Below are 22,595 nucleotides of genomic sequence, written 5' to 3' on the forward strand. Positions count from 1 at the left end.
TCGTGGTTAGTATTAAAGATATCGCGAAACAAGCAGGTGTTTCGATCTCAACCGTGTCGTATGCCTTAAACGGAAGCCCGAAGGTGACAGAAGAAACATCAGCAAGGATTCTTGCAATTGCTAAAGAACTAAACTATATTCCAAATGCTGCAGCCCGATCACTGAAAAAACGGGAAACAAAAATTATTGGCGTGTTTTTAACTGATTATAGCGGAGCCTTTTATGGACAGCTTCTGCAAGGTTTGCAAGAAGCTCTGACCAGCAGAGGGTATGAGTTAATTGTCTGCAGCGGCAAAGAGTCACACCGCTTTCTTCCTGAAAGAATGATTGATGGTGCCATTATCCTTGATGTTACTTTTTCAAGTGATGAGTTGATTAAGTATGCGGACCTTGGCCATAAATTAGTCGTTTTAGACAGGGAACTGGATCACCCCAATATCAATCAAATATTGCTTGATAATAAAGCCGGGGCTACTTTAGCAATTGATCATTTCATTGATAAAGGGCATCGAAAGATTTATGCCGTCACGGGACCCAATATTTCTTATGATTCGCAGCAACGCCTGCAAGCTGTCAGGCAAACAGTCGAGCGCTATCAAGATATTGAATATGAGGAAATCGAGGGCGATTTTAATAAACCTGCGGGAGAGCGGGCTGCACAGCAAATCATTGCAGAATACAGCAAACCCGTCGCCGTTTTTTGTTTGAATGACGAGATGGCGATCGGAATGTACAATTATTTATCAAAAACGGATTATCGGGTTGGTGAACATGTTCATATCATCGGATTTGATAATATCGAGGTGTCACATTATACCGATCCGCGCCTGACAACCATTGATTATTCCAAACGCAAATGGGGAACCCTCGCTGCCGAGCATTTACTCAAGCTGATAGCCAACGAACCGCTGGAAAATGAGCGGATTTATGTATCACTAATTGATGGGGGTTCTGTTGGGACGATGTAACAATCTAAACACTTATAATCGAGCTGATAAGCATACGCAACAGAGCACCGGCCTTTCAATATTTTAATGAGAAGGCCGGTGCTTTTTTAAATATATTTTTAATCGCACTTCCTAGCAAAACGCCAATCAAGAAAATAAAGGCATTTTAAAAATCTTCTTCCCAATTCTCTTTTGCTTCGAGCAGCCTATTTGACAGAAACTCATGAAAATTGTTCGCTCGCTTGCCACTATACCCGGCAACCCTATCCCAAGAAATAATCGGGCATTCATTATTAGAAATAAAACTGGTATCAAGACAATAAACAAATTCTTCACAGTTTTCTATTACGACGTATTCTTCGGGTAAGCACAGCTTTCGAAATCTTTCAGTATTTGATATAACTGAAGGAATTTGTGATTTTCCACAACCTAGTATTTCGACTCCGAATAGCCCGCCCGAACCATAAGATTTCAAGAACCATTTATAACTTTCCGGGAATACAACCCCGAGTTCATCTTCAAGTCTTATAACTTCGGTTTCATTGATACCTCCAGTAAAATCGTCAATATCCGAGTTTTCTTCTATAAATGCAACCAATTCTTCACGAGTCAAAGTAATTCCCCTCCAACTACAGTGTCCAAGCTCTATGAAATAAAGAGAAACTATTAAACTGAGAAAATATGCAAGTTCCTGTTACACTATATGGATTTGAAAAACTGTAAGCACGTTGAACTGCACTTTTAGATGGGAACCATTCCCTTCTATACGATTCTCCTCTATAGATTATTTTCCCTTTCAATATTAATATCTCTTTGGGCTTAAAATAAGACATTTTCATTGTCCGATTAAAGAGTGAAGAGTGTACTCAGTCCAAAAAAACATGAGAGAGATACCCATGGTTTTACAATAATTAAATTTGTTGAATTTTTATATCACATTTATCTTCTTCTGCTACATCCATAGCATTACAAATCACTTCAAAAAACGTCTTCCCGTTAGCAGTTGCAAAATAATCCGCTAAGCTTGTTACTTTTGGACTGATTTTATCCCCCCACGGTGGTTTTTTTGATAAGTCATCAATATCCCATACAACACGTTCTGGCGAGTATTTTGAAAGTTCTTGTTCAATTTCTATTAAATTAGATTTTGCAACTGAGATATCAACCCAATTTAATTTGTCGTTATATAACTCATTCATCAATAATGGGTATTTTGTCCCCCATCCTTCTTTTTCCAAATGATATGAGATTGTTGAAAAGAATGAATGTACAAAATCGCTATGCCCTAATTCGTAGTAAAAACAATCTACTAATAAACCTACAGCCATATAAACTTCACCTCTAATCCATTTTAAATATAATTTCTGCTACGCCTTTTGTTCTTTCATTTATCTTTTGTTTAATGTCTCTCAACACATCCCTTGAGACACTTTGACCTCTCACATCAATAATAACAGATTGATTAGTTTTTTCTGGCAAATCACTTATCCGCTTATTTATTTGCTTTGAGACATTCCTTATTAAGTTTTTTCTACCAGAAGATGTCGTCAATTTATAATTCTTAACTTCTATACTATGCCCGCTGATATAAAAATCTGGTCTCGAACTATTTTTAGTACCATGATTCACTTCATTACCATCCTTAAATGAAACTTGGTCACGATAACCAGGATATTCCGTTCCTACATCAATTTCCGACTGTCTCCATGATGGTCTAGTTTTAGCTATACCCCTGTCAATAACTTCAACCGTGTTACTGCTATTACCACCACTGTTCACCATCCGAACAACCGATTCCTTCGCACCTTCCAACGATTCCCGAACGGTTGTCCGCATCGGACCGACTCCGGCAAGCTGTACCTGAAGATTCGCCGGGACAGGCAGATCTCCCAGCTTTTTCATAACCTGATCAAACCATACCTTCGTGGCAGCCAGTGGTCCTTGGACGACTCGGTTATATACAACACGAAAAGCTTCTGAAACTTTGTTTGGATTCACAACATTTTTCATAGCCATAAAGGCTGCATCTACCACTCTGATGACAGTCTTAATTAAACCAAAAAAGAGTGTCCGAAAAGATTGATTTCGGCACACCCTATGATTATGGTTTTTTATCGAATTTTTTTCCTTACTGATTGAAGCAATCGATTACCTTGTTCTTTGGCAGGCAACTGGCCGTGAGGTTATTTTTGGCGCCTTGGCTTTACCATATACAAACCTTTTAGCCGGGATGGCAACAGGACTTAAACAAGTTTTTACTGTTCAAAATATTCCTTCTTCGTTAGCATTTATGCGCGGTGTAGTTTCTCGGGCGAAAGCCTTAAAAGCAAAACGCAATGATTTTATTGTTTGTTCTAGGTTGTCAGGGGAGACTCTTTGCGAAAATGATCCGGAATTGGAAATTTGGTGTAGATTTGGGCCCGGTACTCATGTGTCCAATCATGTGATATTCAAACCCCAGGGGGCTGAAGAGAATTTTTTTGAAGGTATGAAAGTTTGTGTAGATAAGGACTCACTTGATCAGTTCCAGCTAACTCAAGCCGAGTTCGGACATCTACCAGTAGAATTTTTGGAAGTTGGCTATATGCAGATACCTCATATGTTACAGAGTAGACAGGCTGATGCTGCGGTTTGGAACGTAGATGAGATTGTTGAAAAAAATCTTCCTCTCAGCATGTTCCCTCTGCAAAGTGATCAGGCAAATGATATCCTTCCTAAATGTACAGAGGCTGTGATTGTCATCCAAAAACATTCTGGCGTTGGTAACTTCCTAAACCATATTATCGATCCCGACGAAGTTATCAAGATTCAAAAAAATGTAGTTAACGGGTTGACGCCTCCTGCATTTTGATCGTCGTTATATGATCCTTCAGAAAATTTCAATGAACATAACACCGTCGAAATTTCGACGGTGTTATGTTATGTATTTATATTCTTTTTTTGTAAAACGGTCTCTTCATAGAAAACATGCTGGACAGACCGACAAACTTATTATTACAACAAGAAAAACCCAATACCAATGATAACATATGCCGCCAACATGGTAAGCCCTTCAAACCAGTTGGATTCACCGTCGTTTGAAATAACGATTGTTAAAAGGACTGCCGACACCATAGCCACCAGTTCGGGAAGGCTGAATACGAGTGGCATTGGATTTGGATATAACAGTGAAATCAACACAAGCAGAGGCGCCACAAACATCGCGATCTGCAGAGTGGAACCTACGGCAATTTCAACAGCAATATCCATTTTATTTTTAAAAGCCATAATAATAGCGGATGCATGTTCAGCTGCATTACCGACGATTGCAACAATAATGACCCCAATAAACAATTCGGTCCATCCAAATGTTTCAGCAACAGCTTCGAGCGAATGGACGAGATTTTCAGAAACATACGCTACTGCAAGGGTCGCAATTAATAAAATAGCAAGTGCTTTACCTTTTCCCCATTCAGGTTCCTCTTCGTGATGTTCCGCACCCTTTTTATCATGTTGATATACACCGCGATGTGTAACTAGCTTGAAAAATAATGCAGCCAGATAAAGCCCAATTAAAATGATCGATATTCCGACGCTGAGAGACAAAGTCTTTGTTTCGTTCATATCCATTGAAAATACTTCCGGGATAACAAAAGCAACGACTACCGCGAACATTAAAAGCCCGGAGTTATGTCTGGCATCAAACACGTTAAATTCCTGACGCTTAAACTTAAGGCCGCCAACAAAAAACGATAACCCTGCAACTAAAAGCAAGTTCCCTAATACGGAACCCGTCAGGGAAGCAAGCACAACGCCAACGAGACCTGCTTTTAAAGCAAATATTGAAATGATTAATTCGACCGCGTTACCAAAAGTGGCATTCAACAAGCCACCGATACGAGGACCGGTCACAATCGCAAGGCTTTCCGTTGCCCTTCCCATAAAGCTGGCTAACGCAATGATGGTTAAGCAGTAAATAATAAATAATGCAGTACTTGACCAATGCATAATTGTTCCAACCACCGAAAGTGGAAAACCAATAAATGCTAATGCCATAAAAATCTTATTCGTCACACAATTTCCCTCTCATTCTTTGATAATCTCTTACTCTTTATACCCTTTTATATCATGATTAATCGAAGGGTTGAAATTAATATTACAGATTCTCCGAACGAGAAAGCACGCGCAGGGCCTAGCCCGTCTTTAGGCGTGGGAGTCTCATACAAGTTCAATAATATAATAAATAGACCCTAATTCAAATACCGAATTAGGGCGATTGTTTTTTAATTCGTATATCCTGACTTGCAGACTATTTCTCTCTGGGTGGAACAGCACAGCTGCCGTCAGCACAGAATGCATCGTCGTCAGCCCCGCCTGCTGAAAGATCTTGCAATGTTGGTGTAGGATTTTCTTCTTCCCAGACTTTTTCAAGTGCGCTTGTAAACGTTTCGGTCGGCTGAGCTCCAGATATCGCATATTTTGAATTAATGACAAAATACGGCACGCCACTGATACCATATTGCTGTGCGATTGATTCGTCAATGCGGACTTCATTGGCAAAAGCATTATGATCCTGTAAAGCATTTACGGCCTCTTGGCGATCCAAGCCGACTGCTGCGGCGATGTCTGCAAGCGTTTCGAAATCACTCAAATCTTTCGAGTCTGTAAAGTATGCATTGAGCAGCTTTTCAGTAAGCTGTGCTTCTTTTTCATGGTATTTTGCAAACTTCGCAAGACGATGCGCATCAAATGTATTCGTTGGCTTCATAGAATCAAAATTGAATGTCAGCCCGACACTTGCTGCTTGCTGGCCAACATTTGCATTTGCTTGTTTCGCTTCTTCAACAGTCATTCCATATTTAGCCGCCAGGGACTCGTGAATGCTTTCCCCCGAATTTCGCGGCGCATTTTGATCAAGCTCAAAGCTTTTGAACTCAATCTCAACCTGATCTTTGTGGGGAAACTCCGCCAGCGCCGCTTCTAATCTGCGCTTTCCAATATAACAAAACGGACAAACAAAATCCGACCAAACCTCGATTTTCATGTTTAGCACCTCTTTAACTCAAGATATTTATTATAGTAGCACACCCTTTTCTGAAAGCACTCGACAGATGCTCAAATGACTGGAAAATTAATGGTATCGCCCGATTTTTTTAAAAATGGTTTTGCTTAATGAGAAGAAATTTCCGGATCATGATAATATAAAAACATATCAATAAAAGGGAGATGACCAAACATTGAAAAATGAAATGATTGAAAGATTTGTCTCTTATGCAAAAGTGAACACCCAATCTAATGAAGACAGTGATACCTGTCCTTCTACCCCCGGGCAGCTAACACTTGCGAATATGCTCGTTGCTGAATTAAAGGAGATTGGCATGGAAGAAGTAACAATGGATGAAAATGGTTATGTGATGGCGACACTGCTATCGAATACCGAGAAGCAAGTGCCAACGATTGGATTTTTGGCCCATCTTGATACGGCAACCGATTTTACTGGAGCAGGGGTCAATCCGCAAGTTGTCGAAGCGTATGATGGCAACAAAATTGTTTTAAACGACACTTTACATATTGTGTTATCGCCACAGGAATTTCCTAATCTTGCCGATTATAAAGGGCATACGTTAATTACAACGGACGGGACGACACTTCTTGGGGCAGATAATAAGGCAGGTATTGCCGAAATCATGACGGCGATGGCTTATTTGATCAAGCATCCGGACATCAAGCATGGCAAAATAAGAGTTGCCTTCACACCTGATGAAGAGATTGGCAGAGGACCTCATAAATTCGATGTGAAAGCTTTTAATGCGAAGTATGCTTATACAGTCGACGGCGGACCGATTGGCGAGCTCGAATATGAGAGTTTTAACGCTGCCTCTGCGAAAATTATGATCAAAGGCAACAATATTCACCCCGGAACCGCCAAAGGAAAAATGGTGAATTCTGCAAAAATTGCAATGGACCTGCACAATAGGCTGCCTGCTGCTGAAGCACCTGAATTTACCGAAGGGTACGAAGGCTTCTACCACTTAATCTCCTTCAACGGCGACGTCGAGACAACAAACCTCAAGTATATTATCAGGGATTTTGACAGAGAATCATTCGAGGCCAGAAAAGCAACGATTGAAAGCATTGTAAATGAATTGAGGCAAACGCACGGAAAAGATAGCATCATCCTGGAAATGGCGGATCAATATTACAACATGAAGGAAAAGATTGAACCCGTCAAGGAAATCGTCGACATTGCTTATGAAGCTATGGAAAAATTGGGTATCCAGCCTGTCATCAAGCCGATCCGCGGCGGTACAGACGGTTCACAATTATCCTACATGGGACTGCCGACACCGAACATTTTCACAGGCGGAGAAAACTTTCACGGAAAATACGAATTTATTTCAGTCGAAAATATGGTCAAAGCATCGGAAACAATTATTCAAATCATTAAGCTCTATGAGGAAAGAACTTGAATATATTAAATTTGACCAGGGATTGAGATCCTTGGCTATTGTTACATATGGATTTGCGTCTATTTTGGATATATCGTGCTTTTCACGGGCGGTATAGTGCTACTTGCCGCGAATATATCGTGCCTTTTCGTGGATATCTGATTCTGAACGCACATAAATAGAGTCCCTGCCTACCGAAACTATGGCTAATTACGCACCCACTACTGTGAAGCAACATAGTCACTTAAAAAGGCAACCTCCTTTAAAAAGGAAAGTTGCCTCTGTTTATTGTTATTGAGCTGTAAGCCCTCCATCCACTGGACAGGCAACACCTGTAATGAACGACGCTTGCTCAGAAGCGAGGAATAGAACAAGGTTCGCGACATCCGCAGATTCACCATAACGTTTTAATGGGATCGTTTGTGTCAGTTGTTCTTTCGCAGCCTCAGCATCGTCAGGAGAAAAACCGCTCTCGAGTGACCGCATCATTCGGGTGTTCACCGGAGAAGGGCAAACAGCATTGACACGGACACCGAATTGGGCCACTTCAACTGCTGCCGCTTTTGTCAGACCGATGACGGCATGCTTTGATGCGATATATGCACTGACATTCGGGCTTCCGGATAGACCCGCAACGGAAGAATTATTAATAACTGCGCCGGATTTTTGCTCTTTCATGATGCGCAATACGTGCTTAAGTCCAAAAAATACACCTTTGACATTTACGTTCAGGACAAGATCGAGAGTCTCTGCAGGATAGTCTGTGATGGGAAGTACCTTTCCTTCAACGCCGGCATTGTTAAAGAATACATCAATCGATCCAAATTGTTCGACAGTCTTTTGAACATATTGCTCCACTTCCTCTTCTTTGGAAACATCAGCCGCGACTAACAAATAATTGCCTTCCTGGAGTTCCAGCTCTTTTGCTGTTGCCTTGAGAGTGCCAATATCCAAATCAACTAACACAACTTTCGCGCCTTGATCAGCAAACGCTTTCACCGATTCTTTGCCGATCCCCGCTGCAGCTCCAGTAACCAACACCACTTTGTCAGAAAAACTCACCAAAATTCCTCCTCGTAAAATAGAATGGACCCAACAAAAACATTGTACCATCCCCTTGAACTCCTGAGAGCGTTTGCATGCAAACTCCACATTATTAACACAATTAGCGCGCTCATCGATGTGTGAATAAATTAATTATGTAGAAACAGTAATCAATGTATTTCAAATGATACCTGGACTTCCTAGAAATATATGCGGCCTACACAATTTTTTGGTCTTAAATGGAACCCGAATTTCTTGATGCCACAAAAAAGAAAAACCTTGCTATTTTAACAAGGTTTTTCTAAGAAAATATGCTTCTTAATTCAATTTGAAATTCAGGAAAAGTATGTGTACAAAGCGTATCTTCTTCTCCGAGTACTAGTGGTGTTGCGAACACACCATTATCATCCAGATTATATTGCTCAACAACATTCTCGTTAGGATAAATCAATAAATATTCTTTTACCCCATGCTTCTGATACAGATTTAACTTCTCAATCCGATCACGCTGCCAGGTCGAAGGAGAAAGGACTTCTACAATTAGATCCGGGGCGCCTTTGCATCCTTTATCGTCCAGTTTACTTTCGTCACATATTGCACTAATGTCAGGCTGAATAACATAATATTCCTCGTCGTCGTCTGCAGCAGATAATCTGACAGGATAAGGCGGATCCATCTTCATAAGAGATACCTCCCTTGATTATCCATAGTGTAACATCATTTTGATCGTCTAATCTCGTTTTATAGTATAAAAAGCCCAATTACGTTAAACCCCGCTAATGTTCTATCAGCCCTTCAAGCTCTTCCTCAGTCAACTCGCGATACTCCCCAAGATCAAGGCTGTCATCTAACACTAACGAACCCATCGAAATCCGCTTTAAATAAACAACCCGCTTTCCGACCGCCTGGAACATTCTCTTCACTTGATGAAATTTACCTTCCGTTATTGTCAGTTCAATATCCGACCTCAACCCCGATTTAAGAATGACGAGCTCACCCGGTTTTGTCAGGTAGCCGTCATCAAGTGTAACACCTTTTTTAAACGCTTCAATATCCCCTGCAGTGACCTCTCCATCGATAACCGCAAAATATGTTTTCGGCACATGCTTTTTCGGGGACAACAGCCGGTGCGCTAACTGCCCGTCATTTGTAAGCAACAGCAATCCTTCCGTGTCCTTGTCAAGCCTGCCGACCGGGAACGGTTCAAATACCTGGTCCTCCATTTCGAGCAGGTCAATCACGGTTTGATCTTGGCTGTCTTCTGTTGCGGAAATGACGCCGGGCGGTTTGTTCATCATTAAATAAATGAATTCCTTATATTCGATCACTTCCCCATTCAGGGTTACGGTATCTGTTTCCGGATTTACATGGTGCTTCGGGTCCTTGATTTTTTCATCGTTAACGAGGACTGCTCCGTCCTTTAAAAGCTTTTTCACGTCTTTTCGGCTTCCATATCCGAGGTTTGCCAGCATTTTATCAATCCTCATTTTTTTACCTCCACAGATTTCTGGGCGTTCGCCAATGGTAAAGTTATAAAAGCAGAACTTCACTCACCAAAAAAACGGCTCTGAATAGACTATTATCATGATTTTAAAATCGCATGATTAGGAGTGGTGAGAGTGCATTATAACTATCGTCAACAAGGTACAGAAGGCTACTTCCCGGCTCCAGGCTATCCGGGTGGTTATCCAGGTTATCCAGGCGGGGGCGCCAACCAGCGTATCGACCGCCTTGAGCGCCAAGTTGAACGGCTCAACCGACAAGTAGACCGCATCAACCGCAGGCTCGACCGGATTGAGAGACAGCTTGGCTACCGTGACGAAACAGATACCTTCAGTTACTAAAAGAACAGGTTCCCGATTTGGGGAACCTGTTTTTAATGTGCCTTGGGATTAAACCCCACTCCTTAAGCATAATCGTGATTCAAGCCAACAGCAGGTGACGGCATTCACATCGGCAATCTCAGCTTCCCTTTTATCTTGTCCACTCTTTCGCCAAATAAAAAGTAGACAAGTCTGGAACGCATGCCTAAGTAAAAATAAACTCCGGCTCCAACGGTGGCACAAATGACTAAGATTATGACCGATTGCATCTTTGTCTCCGGACTAAGCACCAGCGTCACCAAATTGTAAGTAACAGCAGTGGCAGCCAGCATCAGCCCCGTAAACAACACGATTAGCAAGCCGCGTCTCAACACAAGCCGAAATCGATAATGGGCAAATGCCTTAATCACGAACATATTAATTAAAATGGCTACTGTGTAGCCGAGCGCTGTTGCTAAAACTGCACCCTGCGTTTCCATAACTTTAATCAGCGGAATATTTAAGCTTAATTTTACAAGCAGGCCGACAAGCAAGCTTAACAAGGTAAAACGCTGTTCGTTTATTCCTTGTAAAATCGCCGCGGTTACCGAATAGAGTGCAAATAAAATGGCTACTGGTGCATATGTCACCAGGACCTGCGTTCCAAGCGGATCATGTTTATAAAACAACGTATAGGCTGGTTCCGCGAGCAGTGAGAGTCCAACAACAGCTGGCAGTGTTAAATACAGCATGACCTGGAATGTTTGGTTCAACTGGCGGTTCAAGCTGGTCCGATCATTCTCAACAAAGGCCTTTGTGATGCTCGGGACAAGCGTCAGCGAAAAAGCGGTCGCCAGTGACACGGGAATGATCACAAGCTTATGAGTTTGATAATTTAAAATCGATAAAGCAGTTTCTGATTGTTTCGCCAGGCCAATTGTCGCCATCGCCCTGTTAAAGGTCAGCAAATCAATAAATTGAAAGAGCGGGTTGGCGATTCCGACAAGCACAAACGGTACTGCATAAATAATGATTTCCTTATATATGTCCGGCAGCGAAATATCGACCGTTGCCTTATCATGCGTCAATAACTCATCAAGATGCGGCTTTCGTTTGTACCAGTACCATAACAGGACAAAAAGGCTGCCGATCGCGCCAATGAATGCGGCGAACGTCGCCACGCTGACCGCAGACGTCAGGCTTCCATCCATCATTTTGTAGACGATAAATGCTCCTGCTAAAAGAAAGACAATCCGGACGATTTGTTCGACAACCGTCGAAACAGCTGAAGGACCCATTGATTGGTGGCCCTGGAAAAATCCCCTGATCAGGCTCATAAACGGCACAACAATCAAGGCGAAACTGACAGCCCGGATTACTGTGGTAACATCAGCGACACTGGAAACAAAATCTTTATCATTAATAATAATCTCAGCCAGTGCCGGCGCTCCGAAATACAATATTACAAACGATATAATGCCGCTGATTGCCATGACAACGAGCCCTGATTTAAAGAGCCTCCTGCTGACCGCATATTCTTCCAGAGCATTATACTTTGAGATAAATTTTGAAACAGCGAGCGGCACACCGGCTGTCGCGATGCTGATAAAAATGGTGTATGGAATATATGAATATTGGTATAGAGCCGTCCCCTGGTCCCCGACAATATCGTAAAACGGTATTACATATAATAGACCGAGAACCTTGGAGAGAATCGTGCCCAAAGTTAAAATAAAGGTTCCGCGCAAAAGTTTAGACGACATAAAATCCCTCTCTATATATGACACAACCGTTTTTTTCTAAAAAAGCAAAGCCAGTTGCGGTATATTTATAAAAAAATTGCACTATTAGTAGTTTACATCTCTTTTGTGCTCTGCGCCAGTTGCAGCCGGAAAAGCTGGTTTTTACTTTCCGGTTTTTTTCATGCTAAGATGGAAATGTTTAAATATGTAGATAAATGACGAAGTTGGTGAAATGATGAAATACGATGTCACAATCGTGGGCGGCGGACCATCGGGGTTAATGGCTGCGATCTCGGCCGGCGAACAGGGGGCTAAAGTTCTGCTGATTGATAAAGGAGACAAGCTCGGGAGAAAGCTGGCAATTTCCGGGGGAGGCCGCTGCAATGTTACCAATCGGCTGCCGATCGACGAAATCATCAAGCATCTCCCTGGTAATGGCCGTTTTTTATACAGTGCGTTCTCTATTTTTAACAATGAAGATATTATTGCTTTCTTTGAAAAACTTGGCGTCGAGCTGAAAGAAGAGGATCATGGCCGGATGTTTCCAGTTTCAGATAAAGCTCAGTCTGTAGTTGACGCGTTATTAAGAAGGCTAAAGGAATTGAAGGTTGAGATCAAAACAAACTGTCCAGTCAAAGATGTTCATTATCAGGATAACCGCACTTCTGCCATTGAGCTGATTAGCGGCGAAAAAATCCATACCAGTGCAGCCGTGATTGCAGTAGGCGGCAAGTCGGTTCCCCATACAGGATCGACAGGGGATGGCTATCCCTGGGCTGAAAAAGCCGGGCATACGATTACGAACCTGTTTCCAACCGAGGTGCCAATCACGTCGAGGGAACCATTTATTAAGGAAAAAACCTTGCAGGGTTTGTCATTGCGCGATATTTCGTTAAGCGTGCTCAACCCGAAAGGCAAGCCGCTCGTGACGCATAAAATGGACATGATCTTCACGCATTTCGGGATCAGCGGCCCGGCGGTCCTACGCTGCAGCCAGTTTGTTGTTAAAGCAAAGGAAAAGTGGAAGCTAGATGAGGTGACGATGAACCTCGATGCACTTCCTGAAAAAAAAGAGGAACCGCTTTTTCAGGAAATTTCTGCTCTTATCAAAAGTGAACCGAAGAAAGCAGTCAAAAATATCTTAAAAGGCTTGCTTCCGGAACGGTATTTGCTATTTTTGCTTGAGGTAAGCGAAATCGATGCGAATGAACAGGGTGCGGTTATTTCACATGAAAAAATCCGCACTTTTGTGAAAAACATTAAGCAGTTTCAATTTGAAGTTAACGGAACGCTTCCTCTTGAAAAAGCGTTTGTTACAGGCGGCGGCGTGTCCATTAAGGAAATTGAACCGCAAACGTTGGCTTCCAAGCTGATGGATGGGCTTTATTTTTGCGGTGAAATTCTCGATATCCATGGTTACACAGGCGGGTATAATATCACCTCCGCCCTTGTCACAGGCCGGCTAGCCGGGAAAAACGCTGCCGAATTCGCTCTTTCCAGATGAGGCAGTTGAATCGACAGGATTAGAAAATCGATTGGAAATTATTTAAGCGAAAAATGGAAGGAATTAAGCGATGCCAACGGTTATTCAAGAGAAAACTCCCCGGAATTAAGCGAAAAAAACGATTATTAAGCGAAACCAACGAATAATTAAGCGAAACGCCTTGTTGACCGACTTAGAGAAAGCCTTCAAAATTGGAAAATGTGCCTACACTAAAAATGAGCCTGACACCATGTCAGGCTCGATAAATGACCATCGCGGAAAAGCAATAGATTTGTTCTTCTTCGTCATCTTCAGGCATCGCTGCCACGTTATACTTAATATCGACAAGTTTATTTTCATCCAATCTTTCCAAAAAACGATTCATATCATACTCTAAATCTTTTTCATGCTCCTGATCAAATACTTTTACTTGTATCAAAGCCCTCTCCCTTTCAATCTCTTTTTTTACCAGTTTTAACAGCCAACTCATTTTTTATACTTTTTCCACTAAAAAGGAGCGATTTTTGATTGATATGAATGAAACAATTTTTTTATAAAAACATAGCTGGTGCCAAAAACAAGCAGATAGGTGAAAAAGGAATAAATCTGATGCCACCTGAGGTATTGGAATACAGAAAAGTAAACGGCAATCACCTCCAGTGTGACTGATAAGGTCGACCAGCCACAGACAAATAAGACCGCATTTAAGTCCTTGGGCTTGAACTGATAAATTATCAGGGAAAAGCAGTAGCCGTAGAATGGATAATGCCAACCGTAAACGATTAAATCAAAGATATCAATGGAGGAACGATCCATCGTATCGTATAAATTAAACGGATGATCTGCCCCGATGATGTGGTCAACAGTTAATCCAAGAAAAAAGAAATACATAGAAATCGTCACGATTACTAGCTTTGGTAACGGCTTTTTCAACCATTTGCAGAAAAAGATCAAGCCCAAACCGGTAATTATAACAAACCACTCATTCTCATCAAAGCGGATCGGCGTCAGCAGCATGTCGAGTGCGCTCCTTTCGGATAGCCATATCAACAAAGTAGGCAAACATATAGTAGAGGGCGATCACGCTACCCCAATACACCATGCTCGTAAGGAAACTCCACTCCTTGTGAACGAGCACACCGTCTGCCACGAACATGTTCTCGCCGCCAATGCACAGCAGTAACAGGAGAAATAACAGAATAAGCTTTCTGCTTGCTGCCTGTTCGGTATAGTGCAGATAGATGAACAAAAACAAAGCCGGAATCGTAAAGATTTGTACAAAATGGTACGTAATAAAACTGAGCGGAGATTTCATAATTTCTATGGCGTTCATGTTGTATTCCATTAAAAACATTGGCAGCTGGATCACAATCGACACAAAAAGCCAATGAGTCACTCCCAAAAACAAATATATATCAGGATCTCTGCGCAACGCATAACACAGAATCAACGTTACTAACAAAACAACCCAAAAGCTTAACATATGCAAGCTCTCCTTTAAATCAAAAACAGTTTCCTATAGCTTTCTCAAGGCATGGTCGAAATATCCATGGATGGAACTGTGCTCGGTGCAGCAAGACTGAAGCAAAAAATAAAACCGACTCTCACAGTGAGAACCGGCTTTCCGTGTTTTTATTCTGTTTCCCCTTCCCATTCGAGCATGCCGCCAACCATATTGCGAACATTGTAGCCTTGGTCCTTCATATAGTAGCAGACATTTTCGCTCCGTCTGCCTGAACGGCAGATGAAGATGTATTCCGTATCTTTGTCAAACTTATCGAGGTTGTCCGGAATCGTACCCATGCGAATATGCCTTGCTCCCGGAATCATTCCTTGCTCGACTTCTTCATCCTCCCGGACATCGACAAGCTCTAATTTATCTCCAGATTCGAGCTTCTTTTTCAGTTCTTCCGTTGTAATCTTTTCAATTGAATCCATCATGATCTCTCCTTTGTTTATTGTTCATAAACCGTAAATTGCGGTTTGGTTGGATGGTCTTTAACGAGTGTATTTGAGCGGTACTTGCGGATCTTAAAAATAAACGCAAAATCCCCGGTACAGCCGCCTATCAAAAAGGCGCCGAGCAGTGTCAGAAAAACTTCGTCAAGCATGACGCCGATAACAAACGGCAACAGGCCCGTTACTAAAAACGGCAGCCATAAAGCGATTTTCATCGCTTTTACCGTAATCATCTGCTTGCTGTGCGCGTAGGCAATCCCCTTTTTGAAATCTACCCCATATGCTATCTCATTCCACGGCACTTTTCCAGCAAAGTGAAAGCCAATCATATGAAAAAATTCATGAACGATGACGAGAACCATTAAACAAAGAGAGAAAAGGATAAATCCTAAAGTAGTGACTGTAAAATTGGCCGTCCCGTGAAATGCACTGTGGAGAACTGCAGTCATGATCATCATCAAGATCGATAACAAAAGGGAATTCACCATTACTACAGGTATCGAAAATGTCACGACTTTGCCGGAATTTTCTGTCTGGTTCACACAATCACTCCTAAATGATTATTTTGCCATTTTTAATTTAATCATAACCGTTATAAATACTATGTTAAAGCAGAATTTCCGATAATGCAGTCAGTTTACGTTAAATAATGCTGCATAAAATATAGACCGAACAGATTAATGTTGCGAAAAAAACGTATCGCAACATAGCAAAATTTGACTTTCCACAAACTGTTTAAGCACATCTCACCCTAGCAATTTAAGCTATTTAATCACTATTTTAGCTATGTGTCGAAAGTTTCATATGGTTTAGAATTTACAAATTTTTCAGATAATAATATAATAGAGACTGTATTAAATTTGCCAGGGACATACCTGCGCATTTTACGTTCAAAGGGGGATTTGTATGGGATTAAATCAAAAAAGTGTAACCGATCTAAAAAGGGAACAATGGGCTGCATCACTCGATTATTCGAAGATTGCTAAATCCTCGTCTTTTCAGAGGCTGCTAAAGAGTAAGAAGAATTTCATTCTGCCTTTTTCTTTGTTTTTTCTCGCTTTTTATTTTACTCTTCCGATTTTGACAGCGTATTCAAAGGTTTTAAACAATCCTGCTGTCGGGGCAATCAGCTGGGCGTGGGTGTTCGCCTTTGCACAATTCATCATGACGTGGACTCTCTGTATTATTTATTCGAATAAAGCAGCGGGTTTTGACAAGATTGTTGAGGAAGTTATTGAAGAAACAAGGGGTGCAAGGAGGAAAAACGCATGAACACGCTGGCATTTACACTCTTCTTATTGATTGTTGGCCTAACACTGGTCATTACCTATTATGCTTCAAAGCGGACGAAGACGACCAGTGATTTTTATACAGCCGACAGCAGCTTAACAGGCTGGCAAAACGGACTCGCAATTGCCGGTGATTATATGTCGGCTGCTTCTTTCCTTGGTATTGCCGGGATGGTCGCACTTTCCGGATTTGACGGGTTTTTCTACAGCATCGGCTTTCTTGTTGCTTATCTGGTCGTGTTATACATTGTTGCCGAGCCGCTTCGCAATCTTGGAAAATATACGATGGCTGACATGATTGCCGCTCGTTTTGATGATAAAAAAGTACGCGGTGTTGCTGCCCTCAATACGATCACAATCTCAATCTTTTATATGATCGCCCAGCTCGTAGGCGCTGGCGGATTAATTCATCTGTTGCTTGGGATTGACTATGTTTATTCGGTATTAATCGTCGGTGTATTGATGACCGTTTATGTGGTGTTTGGAGGAATGACAGCAACAAGCTGGGTCCAAATCGTCAAAGCGATGCTATTGATGATTGGAACCTTCATTATTTCCGTCATTGTGTTCGCCAAATTTGATTTTAGCGTGATGAATATGTTTACACAGATGAAATCTGCTACTCCATTGGGGGAAGCCTACTTAAATCCAGGCAACAAATTTACGAATCCGCTCGATAACATTTCGTTAAATCTTGCGTTGATTTTAGGCACGGCTGGCTTGCCACACATTTTGATTCGCTTCTTTACCGTAAAAGATGCGATTACGGCCCGGAAGTCTGTTGTTTATGCAACGTGGATTATTGGCGCTTTCTATGTGATGACGATTTTCCTTGGATTCGGAGCAGCCGCGTTTGTCGGATATGACGAGATCGTTGCGGCCAATGCTGCCGGTAATATGGCGGCGCCATTGCTGGCAAAAGCTTTAGGCGGAGATTTTCTGTTTGCGTTTGTATCGGCGGTTGCATTCGCAACGATTTTGGCAGTTGTCGCAGGTCTTGTTCTATCCGGAGCCTCAGCCTTTGCCCATGATTTTTACAGCCATATTGTCCGCCGCGGCCAGGCTACCGAAAAAGAGCAAATTGTTGCAGCACGCTGGGCTTCAATCGGCGTTGCAATTATGTCTATTTTACTGGCGCTGTTTGCCCAAAAGCTAAATGTCGCATTTCTTGTTGCGCTTGCATTCGCGGTAGCGGCCAGTGCCAACCTGCCAATTATTTTGTTAACGATCTTTTGGAAGCGTTTCAATACAGCTGGAGCAATCAGCGGAATGCTGGTTGGTTTGTTCAGCTCTATTTTTCTTGTGATTATTAGTCCTAACATCTGGTCTCCTGAGGGCGCGGCAATCCTTGTCGGTGAACCGCTGATCAGCCTGACTAATCCGGGCATCATCTCGATCCCGCTTGGATTTATTGGTGCTATTGTCGGGACTCTCCTCTCTTCGAAGAAGGAAGATGCAAAGAAATTTGACGAAATTCTCGTTAAAGCCAATACTGGTATTCACAATATTTCTCAATAAAGACTCAGGAAGGGGCGGCAGATGCTGCCTCTTTTTTCAATGGATAGGGCAGGTGTTACATACCATTGTTAGTGATCATAAATACTCTTCTTTCTTCATACGATACATTGTATTGCACAATCAAACTAAATTTGGAAAGAAGGTTGGGTATGTTTTATCACATCAAAGAACTGCAATATCAAGCGAAACCAACACGTCCAGATCCCTCTTTTGCAAGACAACTGCAGGAAATATTAGGCGGGCAATTCGGTGAAATGACCGTGATGATGCAGTATCTTCTGCAAGGATGGAATTGCCGGGCAGAGCAAAAGTACCGTGATTTATTGCTGGATTTAGGAACCGAAGAAATAAGCCATGTTGAAATAGTCGCCACTTTAATCGCCCGGCTGCTCGACGGCGCGCCAGCTTCGGAAGTTGAATCGGCTGCAGAAGACCCTTTTGTCAACGCCGTGTTGGGAGGGATGAGTCCGAGGCAGCTGATTGCCAGTGGTCTTGGAGCGCTCCCTGAAGACAGTGAAGGTGTACCATGGAATGGCCGATATACGATTGCGAGCGGTAATTTGCTGGCAGATTTCCGGGCAAATTTAGCGGCGGAATCACAAAGTCGTCTGCAAACTGCCAGGTTATACGAGCTTACAGATGATCCTGCTGTGAGAGATAGCCTCGCCTTTTTAATAGCAAGGGATACAATGCACCAGAATACATGGATGGCCGCGATCGCAGAAATCGAAGCGAAAGAAGGAGTAGTAGCTCCTGGTACTTTCCCAATTGACAGAGAACGAAGAGAGTTTTCCTATAAATTCTTTAATTTGTCCCGTGGAGAAGAAAGCAGTAAAGGCCGCTGGGCGTATGGACCAACCATGGATGGCTGCAGTGTCTTCCAATATGTACAATGTCCGCAGCCTTACGGAGAACCGGCATATCTTAAACCGGCACCACCCCAAGTCCTTGATACTCCTCCTGGTCAACTGCCAAAGATGAATAAATGCTAGGAAAGATTCCAGCGAGTGAGCAGAACTCGAGATTTACGAGCGGAACTCAAGATTTATGAGCGGAACTCAAGATTTACCCCAGCTATGCCTCAGCCAATACTTAAAGCATTCACCCAAAGATCAATACTTACTTCTGTCTTTTAATAAATGGCGGATCTATGAAAAGAGGCAGGATGTGGCCTGCTTCTTTTATCATGACAAACTGTAGTCCATCATAGTTTTCTCTTCATATTTAAATGGATGTTTATTTCTCTTGAATGTTTCAGTAAGGGCAAAGTTCTTTTAAAAAACGCCATTCCGTAGTGGAATGGCGTTTGATTTGGTTTATTTTATTAGAGAAACCCATTTTAGCAGTGGATTTTGTTTTTTATCGGTTATCTTTAATTCATCCATGATGATTTTCTCTTTATGGTTTGCTATCCATTTTTCCAGCTCATGTTTATCATGACAGTGGGTATAGTATGTTTCTCCACCTTTTCCTACAGCGTTAATAACAAACCTACAAGTATTCCCCATAAAGGCCACCTTTTTATGAATTGTATTTCTTCATAAAACATTATAACAGGGAAAAAAAGTTATGCCAGACTTTTTTTTAGACGTAGGATGACATTTCTGGAACGATGGAAATCTCGCCTATTACCGTTTCGCTTAATTAATGATGGTTTTCGCTTAATTCCTGATTTTATCGCTTAAATAACACGAAGTTTCGCTTAATTCCCTTGATTTTTCGCTTAATTAATTTCCTCTTATACCAACCAGGTATTTTAACAATATAATATTTTCATTATTTGTAATATGTTGGTAGAATACACCAATGCAAATCAAGGATTTTAAAAAAAAATCACCAAAGCTATCTTGGATTGTCTCTTTTAATCTCCTTTTTTCAAAAAAGAACTTCATTTAAAATAAAAACGGAGTTAATCCCAGGTAAATGTAGTTCAAACTTAATGCCCGCCCAAATACGCCATTTTAATTTGGTCGCTTGAGTTGAGTTCTTCCGCTGTTCCAGACAAAACTACCTTTCCTGTTTCGATGACATAGGCCCGATTGGCAATCGACAGTGCCATATGGGCATTTTGCTCAACAAGGAGGATGGTTGTTCCGTTCTGGTTTATTTCTTCAATGATTTTAAAAATGGTTTTCACTAGCAACGGAGCAAGCCCCATCGATGGTTCATCGAGCAAGAGAAGCTTCGGCTTGGCCATTAGAGCCCGGCCCATCGCAAGCATCTGCTGTTCCCCTCCCGAAAGCGTCCCGGCTTGCTGCTTTCTCCGTTCATACATGCGCGGGAACAAATCGTATACGCGCTCGAAATCCTTGCGAATCCCGTCTTTATCCTTACGAAGATAGGCTCCCAATTCAAGATTTTCTTCCACGGTCATGTTGGAGAAAACACGGCGGCCTTCCGGCACATGGGAAAGGCCTCTTTTGACAATCATCTGGGCCTGCTTGCCGGCAATCGATTGTCCTTCAAAGACGATGCTCCCTTGTTTTGGTTTTAACAAACCTGATATCGTTTTGAGCAAGGTGCTCTTTCCCGCTCCGTTGGCCCCGATCAACGTCACAATTTCCCCTGGTTCAATATTAAGGGAAACTTCTTTTAGCGCTTGGATATTTCCATAAAATACATTGATGTCGTTAATCTTGAGCATTATGAAACCTCCTCTCCCAAATACGCTTCGATCACCTTTGGATTATTGCGGATTTCTTCGGGAACACCTTCGGCAATTAATTGGCCGTGGTCAAGGACGTAAATTCGTTCACATACTCCCATGACAAGTTGCATATCATGCTCGATCAGCAAAACAGTCAGGCTGAATTTCTCACGAATAAAGGCAATCAAATTCATCAAATCTCTTGTTTCCTGGGGATTCATCCCTGCTGCCGGTTCATCCAATAGTAGCAGCTTCGGGTAAGCAGCCAGCGCCCGTGCAATTTCCAAACGGCGCTGCTGTCCATAAGGCAGGTTCTTTGCTTTCTCATCCTTAAAGCGCTCAAGGTTGAAAATTTTCAAGAAATCGATTGCTTTTTCTTCCATGTCCTTTTCTCCGGCGAAGTGCGAAGGCAGGCGCAACAAAGACGCCGCAACCGAATGCTTGGCGAGCGAATGGTACGCAACCTTTACGTTATCAAGAACCGACAGTTCACTGAATAAGCGGATGTTTTGGAAGGTCCTGCTTACTCCTTTTCTGGTGATTCTGTATGGTGGAAGGTGGTTCAGCTTGTCGCCGTTCATGACGATTTCGCCTTCTGTTGGCACATACACACCTGTCAACAAGTTAAAAAACGTTGTTTTCCCTGCTCCGTTCGGACCAATCAGCCCGACAAGTTCGCCGGTTCTTATTTCAATATTCACATTGGAAACAGCTTTCAAGCCGCCGAATTGGATTCCTGCGTTGTTCACCTTAAGCAACGGTGTTTTTGCTGTCATTTGTCGCACCCCCATCAACAGATCTCCGTTTTTTAAATAAGGATGTAATTTCTTTTGTTCCGAGGAGTCCTTGTGGACGGTACAGCATCATTACAATCAGAACAAGGCTGTAAATAATCATTCTTGTCTCCGAGTAGTCCTGCAGGAACGTCGAAATGATCGTCAGCAAAATCGCTGCAATCACCGCGCCTGACATACTGCCGAGGCCGCCGAGTACAACAAAGATTAAAATATCAAACGATTTTAGAAATCCAAAGTTTGACGGCTGGATGATATAGAAGTTGTGAGCGAAAAGCCCACCAGCGACCCCGGCAAAAAAAGCACCGAGGGCAAATGCAGTTACCTTATAGTAGGTTGTATTGATTCCCATCGCATCCGAGGCAATCTCATCTTCCCGAATCGATATGCAGGCTCGTCCATGGGTTGAGTTTGTAAAGTTCCTGATCACCAACAGCGTTATCAGCATCGCAAAAAATACCCATGGCCACGTCGTTAAAGGTGAAACACGCATTCCGCTCGCCCCGCCGACATAGTCAATGTTTAAAAGGAAGATCCGGACAATTTCACCAAACCCCAAAGTCGCAATCGCCAAATAGTCCCCCTTCAACCTTAGTGAAGGAATCCCAATGATCAGTCCTGCAACTGCTGCTGCCAACCCGCCAACGATTAGCGCCAAACCAAATGGCAATCCCAATTTCATCGTGATGATTGCGGAGGCATAGGCACCGACGGCAAGAAAGCCGGCATGTCCGATTGAAAACTGGCCGGTAATCCCGATGATCAAATGAAGGCTGACCGCGAGGATAATATTAATTGCAATTGAAAATAGCGTATTTTCATAATAAATATTCAAAAGTTCATTCATAAATAAGAACTGGATAATGCCAAATACAGCAATGGCCGCTGCCATTGAAAGCCAAAAGCCTTTTGTTTGTTTGAAAATTGCCATCATGCAGCCCT

Annotated in this window: 26 protein-coding genes; 8 read left to right on the forward strand and 18 right to left on the reverse strand. The window is 42.3% G+C overall.

The features are described from left to right. The first annotated feature begins 2 nt into the window (after window positions 1-2). Window positions 3-968, forward strand: a complete 966-nt coding sequence (locus tag CVD23_RS01195; RefSeq protein WP_101664856.1) for a LacI family DNA-binding transcriptional regulator — start codon at window positions 3-5, stop codon at window positions 966-968. A 145-nt stretch (window positions 969-1,113) separates the two neighbouring features. Here the strand turns inward: CVD23_RS01195 and CVD23_RS01200 are convergent, their stop codons facing one another. From CVD23_RS01200 to CVD23_RS21755, 3 genes are all read right to left on the reverse strand, one after another. After that, window positions 1,114-1,560 (reverse strand): SMI1/KNR4 family protein, encoded by a 447-nt coding sequence (locus CVD23_RS01200; RefSeq protein ID WP_101664858.1) that lies wholly within the window; start codon window positions 1,558-1,560, stop codon window positions 1,114-1,116. 298 nt (window positions 1,561-1,858) lie between these two features. Next, window positions 1,859-2,275, reverse strand: coding sequence for an immunity 70 family protein (locus tag CVD23_RS01205; protein WP_101664860.1), 417 nt, complete (start codon window positions 2,273-2,275; stop codon window positions 1,859-1,861). Window positions 2,276-2,288: 13 nt separating this feature from the next. Continuing rightward, window positions 2,289-2,963 (reverse strand): hypothetical protein, encoded by a 675-nt coding sequence (locus CVD23_RS21755; RefSeq protein ID WP_180955481.1) that lies wholly within the window; start codon window positions 2,961-2,963, stop codon window positions 2,289-2,291. Between the two features lie 127 nt (window positions 2,964-3,090). On the opposite strand from CVD23_RS21755, the gene CVD23_RS01215 reads away from it, so the two are divergent. Then, entirely contained in the window at window positions 3,091-3,798 is a 708-nt protein-coding gene (locus tag CVD23_RS01215) for a YhfZ family protein (RefSeq protein WP_257987834.1), read from the forward strand. 143 nt (window positions 3,799-3,941) lie between these two features. On the opposite strand, the gene cax is transcribed toward CVD23_RS01215, so the two are convergent. Together cax and CVD23_RS01225 are read right to left on the reverse strand one after the other, a co-directional pair. Continuing rightward, window positions 3,942-4,982, reverse strand: coding sequence for a calcium/proton exchanger (gene cax, locus CVD23_RS01220; protein ID WP_180955489.1), 1,041 nt, complete (start codon window positions 4,980-4,982; stop codon window positions 3,942-3,944). A 253-nt stretch (window positions 4,983-5,235) separates the two neighbouring features. After that, window positions 5,236-5,970 (reverse strand): DsbA family oxidoreductase, encoded by a 735-nt coding sequence (locus CVD23_RS01225; protein ID WP_101664867.1) that lies wholly within the window; start codon window positions 5,968-5,970, stop codon window positions 5,236-5,238. Between the two features lie 193 nt (window positions 5,971-6,163). Between CVD23_RS01225 and pepT the strand changes: the two genes are divergently transcribed. Further along, on the forward strand, window positions 6,164-7,396 hold the full coding sequence (gene pepT, locus CVD23_RS01230; protein WP_101664870.1) for a peptidase T: 1,233 nt from the start codon (window positions 6,164-6,166) through the stop codon (window positions 7,394-7,396). Window positions 7,397-7,666: 270 nt separating this feature from the next. Here pepT and CVD23_RS01235 read toward each other — a convergent pair whose 3' ends face one another. The 3 genes from CVD23_RS01235 to CVD23_RS01245 form a co-directional block, all read right to left on the reverse strand. Beyond that, window positions 7,667-8,437 (reverse strand): SDR family NAD(P)-dependent oxidoreductase, encoded by a 771-nt coding sequence (locus tag CVD23_RS01235; RefSeq protein ID WP_101664873.1) that lies wholly within the window; start codon window positions 8,435-8,437, stop codon window positions 7,667-7,669. A gap of 283 nt (window positions 8,438-8,720) precedes the next feature. Then, window positions 8,721-9,101, reverse strand: a complete 381-nt coding sequence (locus CVD23_RS01240; protein ID WP_101664875.1) for a Uma2 family endonuclease — start codon at window positions 9,099-9,101, stop codon at window positions 8,721-8,723. 94 nt (window positions 9,102-9,195) lie between these two features. Beyond that, window positions 9,196-9,906 carry a pseudouridine synthase gene (locus tag CVD23_RS01245; RefSeq protein ID WP_101575326.1) on the reverse strand — a complete coding sequence of 237 codons (711 nt, stop codon included), beginning with the start codon at window positions 9,904-9,906 and terminating at the stop codon, window positions 9,196-9,198. Window positions 9,907-10,038: 132 nt separating this feature from the next. Between CVD23_RS01245 and CVD23_RS01250 the strand changes: the two genes are divergently transcribed. After that, complete coding sequence (locus tag CVD23_RS01250; RefSeq protein ID WP_101575325.1) at window positions 10,039-10,263, forward strand: hypothetical protein; 225 nt, start codon at window positions 10,039-10,041, stop codon at window positions 10,261-10,263. Between the two features lie 104 nt (window positions 10,264-10,367). Here the strand turns inward: CVD23_RS01250 and CVD23_RS01255 are convergent, their stop codons facing one another. Next, window positions 10,368-11,984 (reverse strand): putative polysaccharide biosynthesis protein, encoded by a 1,617-nt coding sequence (locus CVD23_RS01255; RefSeq protein ID WP_101575324.1) that lies wholly within the window; start codon window positions 11,982-11,984, stop codon window positions 10,368-10,370. A gap of 214 nt (window positions 11,985-12,198) precedes the next feature. On the opposite strand from CVD23_RS01255, the gene CVD23_RS01260 reads away from it, so the two are divergent. After that, window positions 12,199-13,467, forward strand: coding sequence for an NAD(P)/FAD-dependent oxidoreductase (locus tag CVD23_RS01260; RefSeq protein WP_101575323.1), 1,269 nt, complete (start codon window positions 12,199-12,201; stop codon window positions 13,465-13,467). A 232-nt stretch (window positions 13,468-13,699) separates the two neighbouring features. On the opposite strand, the gene CVD23_RS01265 is transcribed toward CVD23_RS01260, so the two are convergent. The 5 genes from CVD23_RS01265 to CVD23_RS01285 all read right to left on the reverse strand — a co-directional run bounded on the left by CVD23_RS01265 (window position 13,700) and on the right by CVD23_RS01285 (window position 15,947). Continuing rightward, the gene (locus CVD23_RS01265) at window positions 13,700-13,885 is read right to left on the reverse strand and encodes a sporulation protein Cse60 (RefSeq protein WP_101575373.1); all 186 of its coding nucleotides are present in this window, start codon (window positions 13,883-13,885) and stop codon (window positions 13,700-13,702) included. Window positions 13,886-13,953: 68 nt separating this feature from the next. Then, complete coding sequence (locus CVD23_RS01270; RefSeq protein WP_101575322.1) at window positions 13,954-14,463, reverse strand: hypothetical protein; 510 nt, start codon at window positions 14,461-14,463, stop codon at window positions 13,954-13,956. Next, the gene (locus tag CVD23_RS01275; RefSeq protein WP_101575321.1) at window positions 14,438-14,929 is read right to left on the reverse strand and encodes a hypothetical protein; all 492 of its coding nucleotides are present in this window, start codon (window positions 14,927-14,929) and stop codon (window positions 14,438-14,440) included. The genes CVD23_RS01270 and CVD23_RS01275 overlap by 26 nt, the downstream gene beginning before the upstream one ends. Before the next feature lie 149 nt (window positions 14,930-15,078). Beyond that, the gene (locus CVD23_RS01280) at window positions 15,079-15,384 is read right to left on the reverse strand and encodes a rhodanese-like domain-containing protein (RefSeq protein WP_101575320.1); all 306 of its coding nucleotides are present in this window, start codon (window positions 15,382-15,384) and stop codon (window positions 15,079-15,081) included. A gap of 17 nt (window positions 15,385-15,401) precedes the next feature. Next, window positions 15,402-15,947: a DUF3267 domain-containing protein gene (locus CVD23_RS01285; protein WP_245917250.1), complete on the reverse strand. Its 546-nt coding sequence runs from the start codon at window positions 15,945-15,947 to the stop codon at window positions 15,402-15,404. 364 nt (window positions 15,948-16,311) lie between these two features. Between CVD23_RS01285 and CVD23_RS01290 the strand changes: the two genes are divergently transcribed. The 3 genes from CVD23_RS01290 (at window position 16,312) to CVD23_RS01300 (ending at window position 19,204) form a co-directional block, all read left to right on the forward strand. Beyond that, on the forward strand, window positions 16,312-16,677 hold the full coding sequence (locus CVD23_RS01290; protein ID WP_101575319.1) for a DUF485 domain-containing protein: 366 nt from the start codon (window positions 16,312-16,314) through the stop codon (window positions 16,675-16,677). Continuing rightward, a complete protein-coding gene (locus tag CVD23_RS01295) occupies window positions 16,674-18,212 on the forward strand; it encodes a solute symporter family protein (protein WP_101575318.1) in 1,539 nt (512 codons plus the stop codon). The genes CVD23_RS01290 and CVD23_RS01295 overlap by 4 nt, the downstream gene beginning before the upstream one ends. Window positions 18,213-18,361: 149 nt before the next feature. After that, complete coding sequence (locus CVD23_RS01300) at window positions 18,362-19,204, forward strand: manganese catalase family protein (protein WP_101575317.1); 843 nt, start codon at window positions 18,362-18,364, stop codon at window positions 19,202-19,204. Window positions 19,205-19,528: 324 nt separating this feature from the next. Here CVD23_RS01300 and CVD23_RS01305 read toward each other — a convergent pair whose 3' ends face one another. The 4 genes from CVD23_RS01305 to CVD23_RS01320 form a co-directional block, all read right to left on the reverse strand. Next, window positions 19,529-19,720, reverse strand: coding sequence for a hypothetical protein (locus CVD23_RS01305; RefSeq protein WP_101575316.1), 192 nt, complete (start codon window positions 19,718-19,720; stop codon window positions 19,529-19,531). Window positions 19,721-20,148: 428 nt separating this feature from the next. Continuing rightward, entirely contained in the window at window positions 20,149-20,856 is a 708-nt protein-coding gene (locus tag CVD23_RS01310) for an ABC transporter ATP-binding protein (protein ID WP_101575315.1), read from the reverse strand. Further along, window positions 20,856-21,635: an ABC transporter ATP-binding protein gene (locus CVD23_RS01315; RefSeq protein ID WP_101575314.1), complete on the reverse strand. Its 780-nt coding sequence runs from the start codon at window positions 21,633-21,635 to the stop codon at window positions 20,856-20,858. Before CVD23_RS01315 ends, CVD23_RS01310 begins: the two co-directional genes overlap by 1 nt. Continuing rightward, a complete protein-coding gene (locus CVD23_RS01320) occupies window positions 21,610-22,584 on the reverse strand; it encodes a branched-chain amino acid ABC transporter permease (protein ID WP_101575313.1) in 975 nt (324 codons plus the stop codon). The genes CVD23_RS01315 and CVD23_RS01320 overlap by 26 nt, the downstream gene beginning before the upstream one ends. Window positions 22,585-22,595: the final 11 nt, after the last annotated feature.

The sequence above is a fragment of the Bacillus sp. V33-4 genome (genome assembly GCF_002860225.1).
In the GTDB taxonomy this organism is placed as follows: domain Bacteria; phylum Bacillota; class Bacilli; order Bacillales; family Cytobacillaceae; genus Bacillus_BJ; species Bacillus_BJ canaveralius.

Bases quoted from the DNA above. Each gene is read 5' to 3' on its own strand.
- CVD23_RS01205 (WP_101664860.1), bottom strand. From the start codon at position 2,275: ATGGCTGTAGGTTTATTAGTAGATTGTTTTTACTACGAATTAGGGCAT.
- CVD23_RS21755 (WP_180955481.1), bottom strand. From the start codon at position 2,963: ATGGCTATGAAAAATGTTGTGAATCCAAACAAAGTTTCAGAAGCTTTT.
- cax (WP_180955489.1), bottom strand. From the start codon at position 4,982: ATGGCATTAGCATTTATTGGTTTTCCACTTTCGGTGGTTGGAACAATT.
- CVD23_RS01225 (WP_101664867.1), bottom strand. From the start codon at position 5,970: ATGAAAATCGAGGTTTGGTCGGATTTTGTTTGTCCGTTTTGTTATATT.
- CVD23_RS01240 (WP_101664875.1), bottom strand. From the start codon at position 9,101: ATGAAGATGGATCCGCCTTATCCTGTCAGATTATCTGCTGCAGACGAC.
- CVD23_RS01245 (WP_101575326.1), bottom strand. From the start codon at position 9,906: ATGAGGATTGATAAAATGCTGGCAAACCTCGGATATGGAAGCCGAAAA.
- CVD23_RS01255 (WP_101575324.1), bottom strand. From the start codon at position 11,984: ATGTCGTCTAAACTTTTGCGCGGAACCTTTATTTTAACTTTGGGCACG.
- CVD23_RS01260 (WP_101575323.1), top strand. From the start codon at position 12,199: ATGAAATACGATGTCACAATCGTGGGCGGCGGACCATCGGGGTTAATG.
- CVD23_RS01270 (WP_101575322.1), bottom strand. From the start codon at position 14,463: ATGCTGCTGACGCCGATCCGCTTTGATGAGAATGAGTGGTTTGTTATA.
- CVD23_RS01275 (WP_101575321.1), bottom strand. From the start codon at position 14,929: ATGTTAAGCTTTTGGGTTGTTTTGTTAGTAACGTTGATTCTGTGTTAT.
- CVD23_RS01280 (WP_101575320.1), bottom strand. From the start codon at position 15,384: ATGGATTCAATTGAAAAGATTACAACGGAAGAACTGAAAAAGAAGCTC.
- CVD23_RS01290 (WP_101575319.1), top strand. From the start codon at position 16,312: ATGGGATTAAATCAAAAAAGTGTAACCGATCTAAAAAGGGAACAATGG.
- CVD23_RS01295 (WP_101575318.1), top strand. From the start codon at position 16,674: ATGAACACGCTGGCATTTACACTCTTCTTATTGATTGTTGGCCTAACA.
- CVD23_RS01300 (WP_101575317.1), top strand. From the start codon at position 18,362: ATGTTTTATCACATCAAAGAACTGCAATATCAAGCGAAACCAACACGT.
- CVD23_RS01305 (WP_101575316.1), bottom strand. From the start codon at position 19,720: ATGGGGAATACTTGTAGGTTTGTTATTAACGCTGTAGGAAAAGGTGGA.
- CVD23_RS01310 (WP_101575315.1), bottom strand. From the start codon at position 20,856: ATGCTCAAGATTAACGACATCAATGTATTTTATGGAAATATCCAAGCG.
- CVD23_RS01315 (WP_101575314.1), bottom strand. From the start codon at position 21,635: ATGACAGCAAAAACACCGTTGCTTAAGGTGAACAACGCAGGAATCCAA.
- CVD23_RS01320 (WP_101575313.1), bottom strand. From the start codon at position 22,584: ATGGCAATTTTCAAACAAACAAAAGGCTTTTGGCTTTCAATGGCAGCG.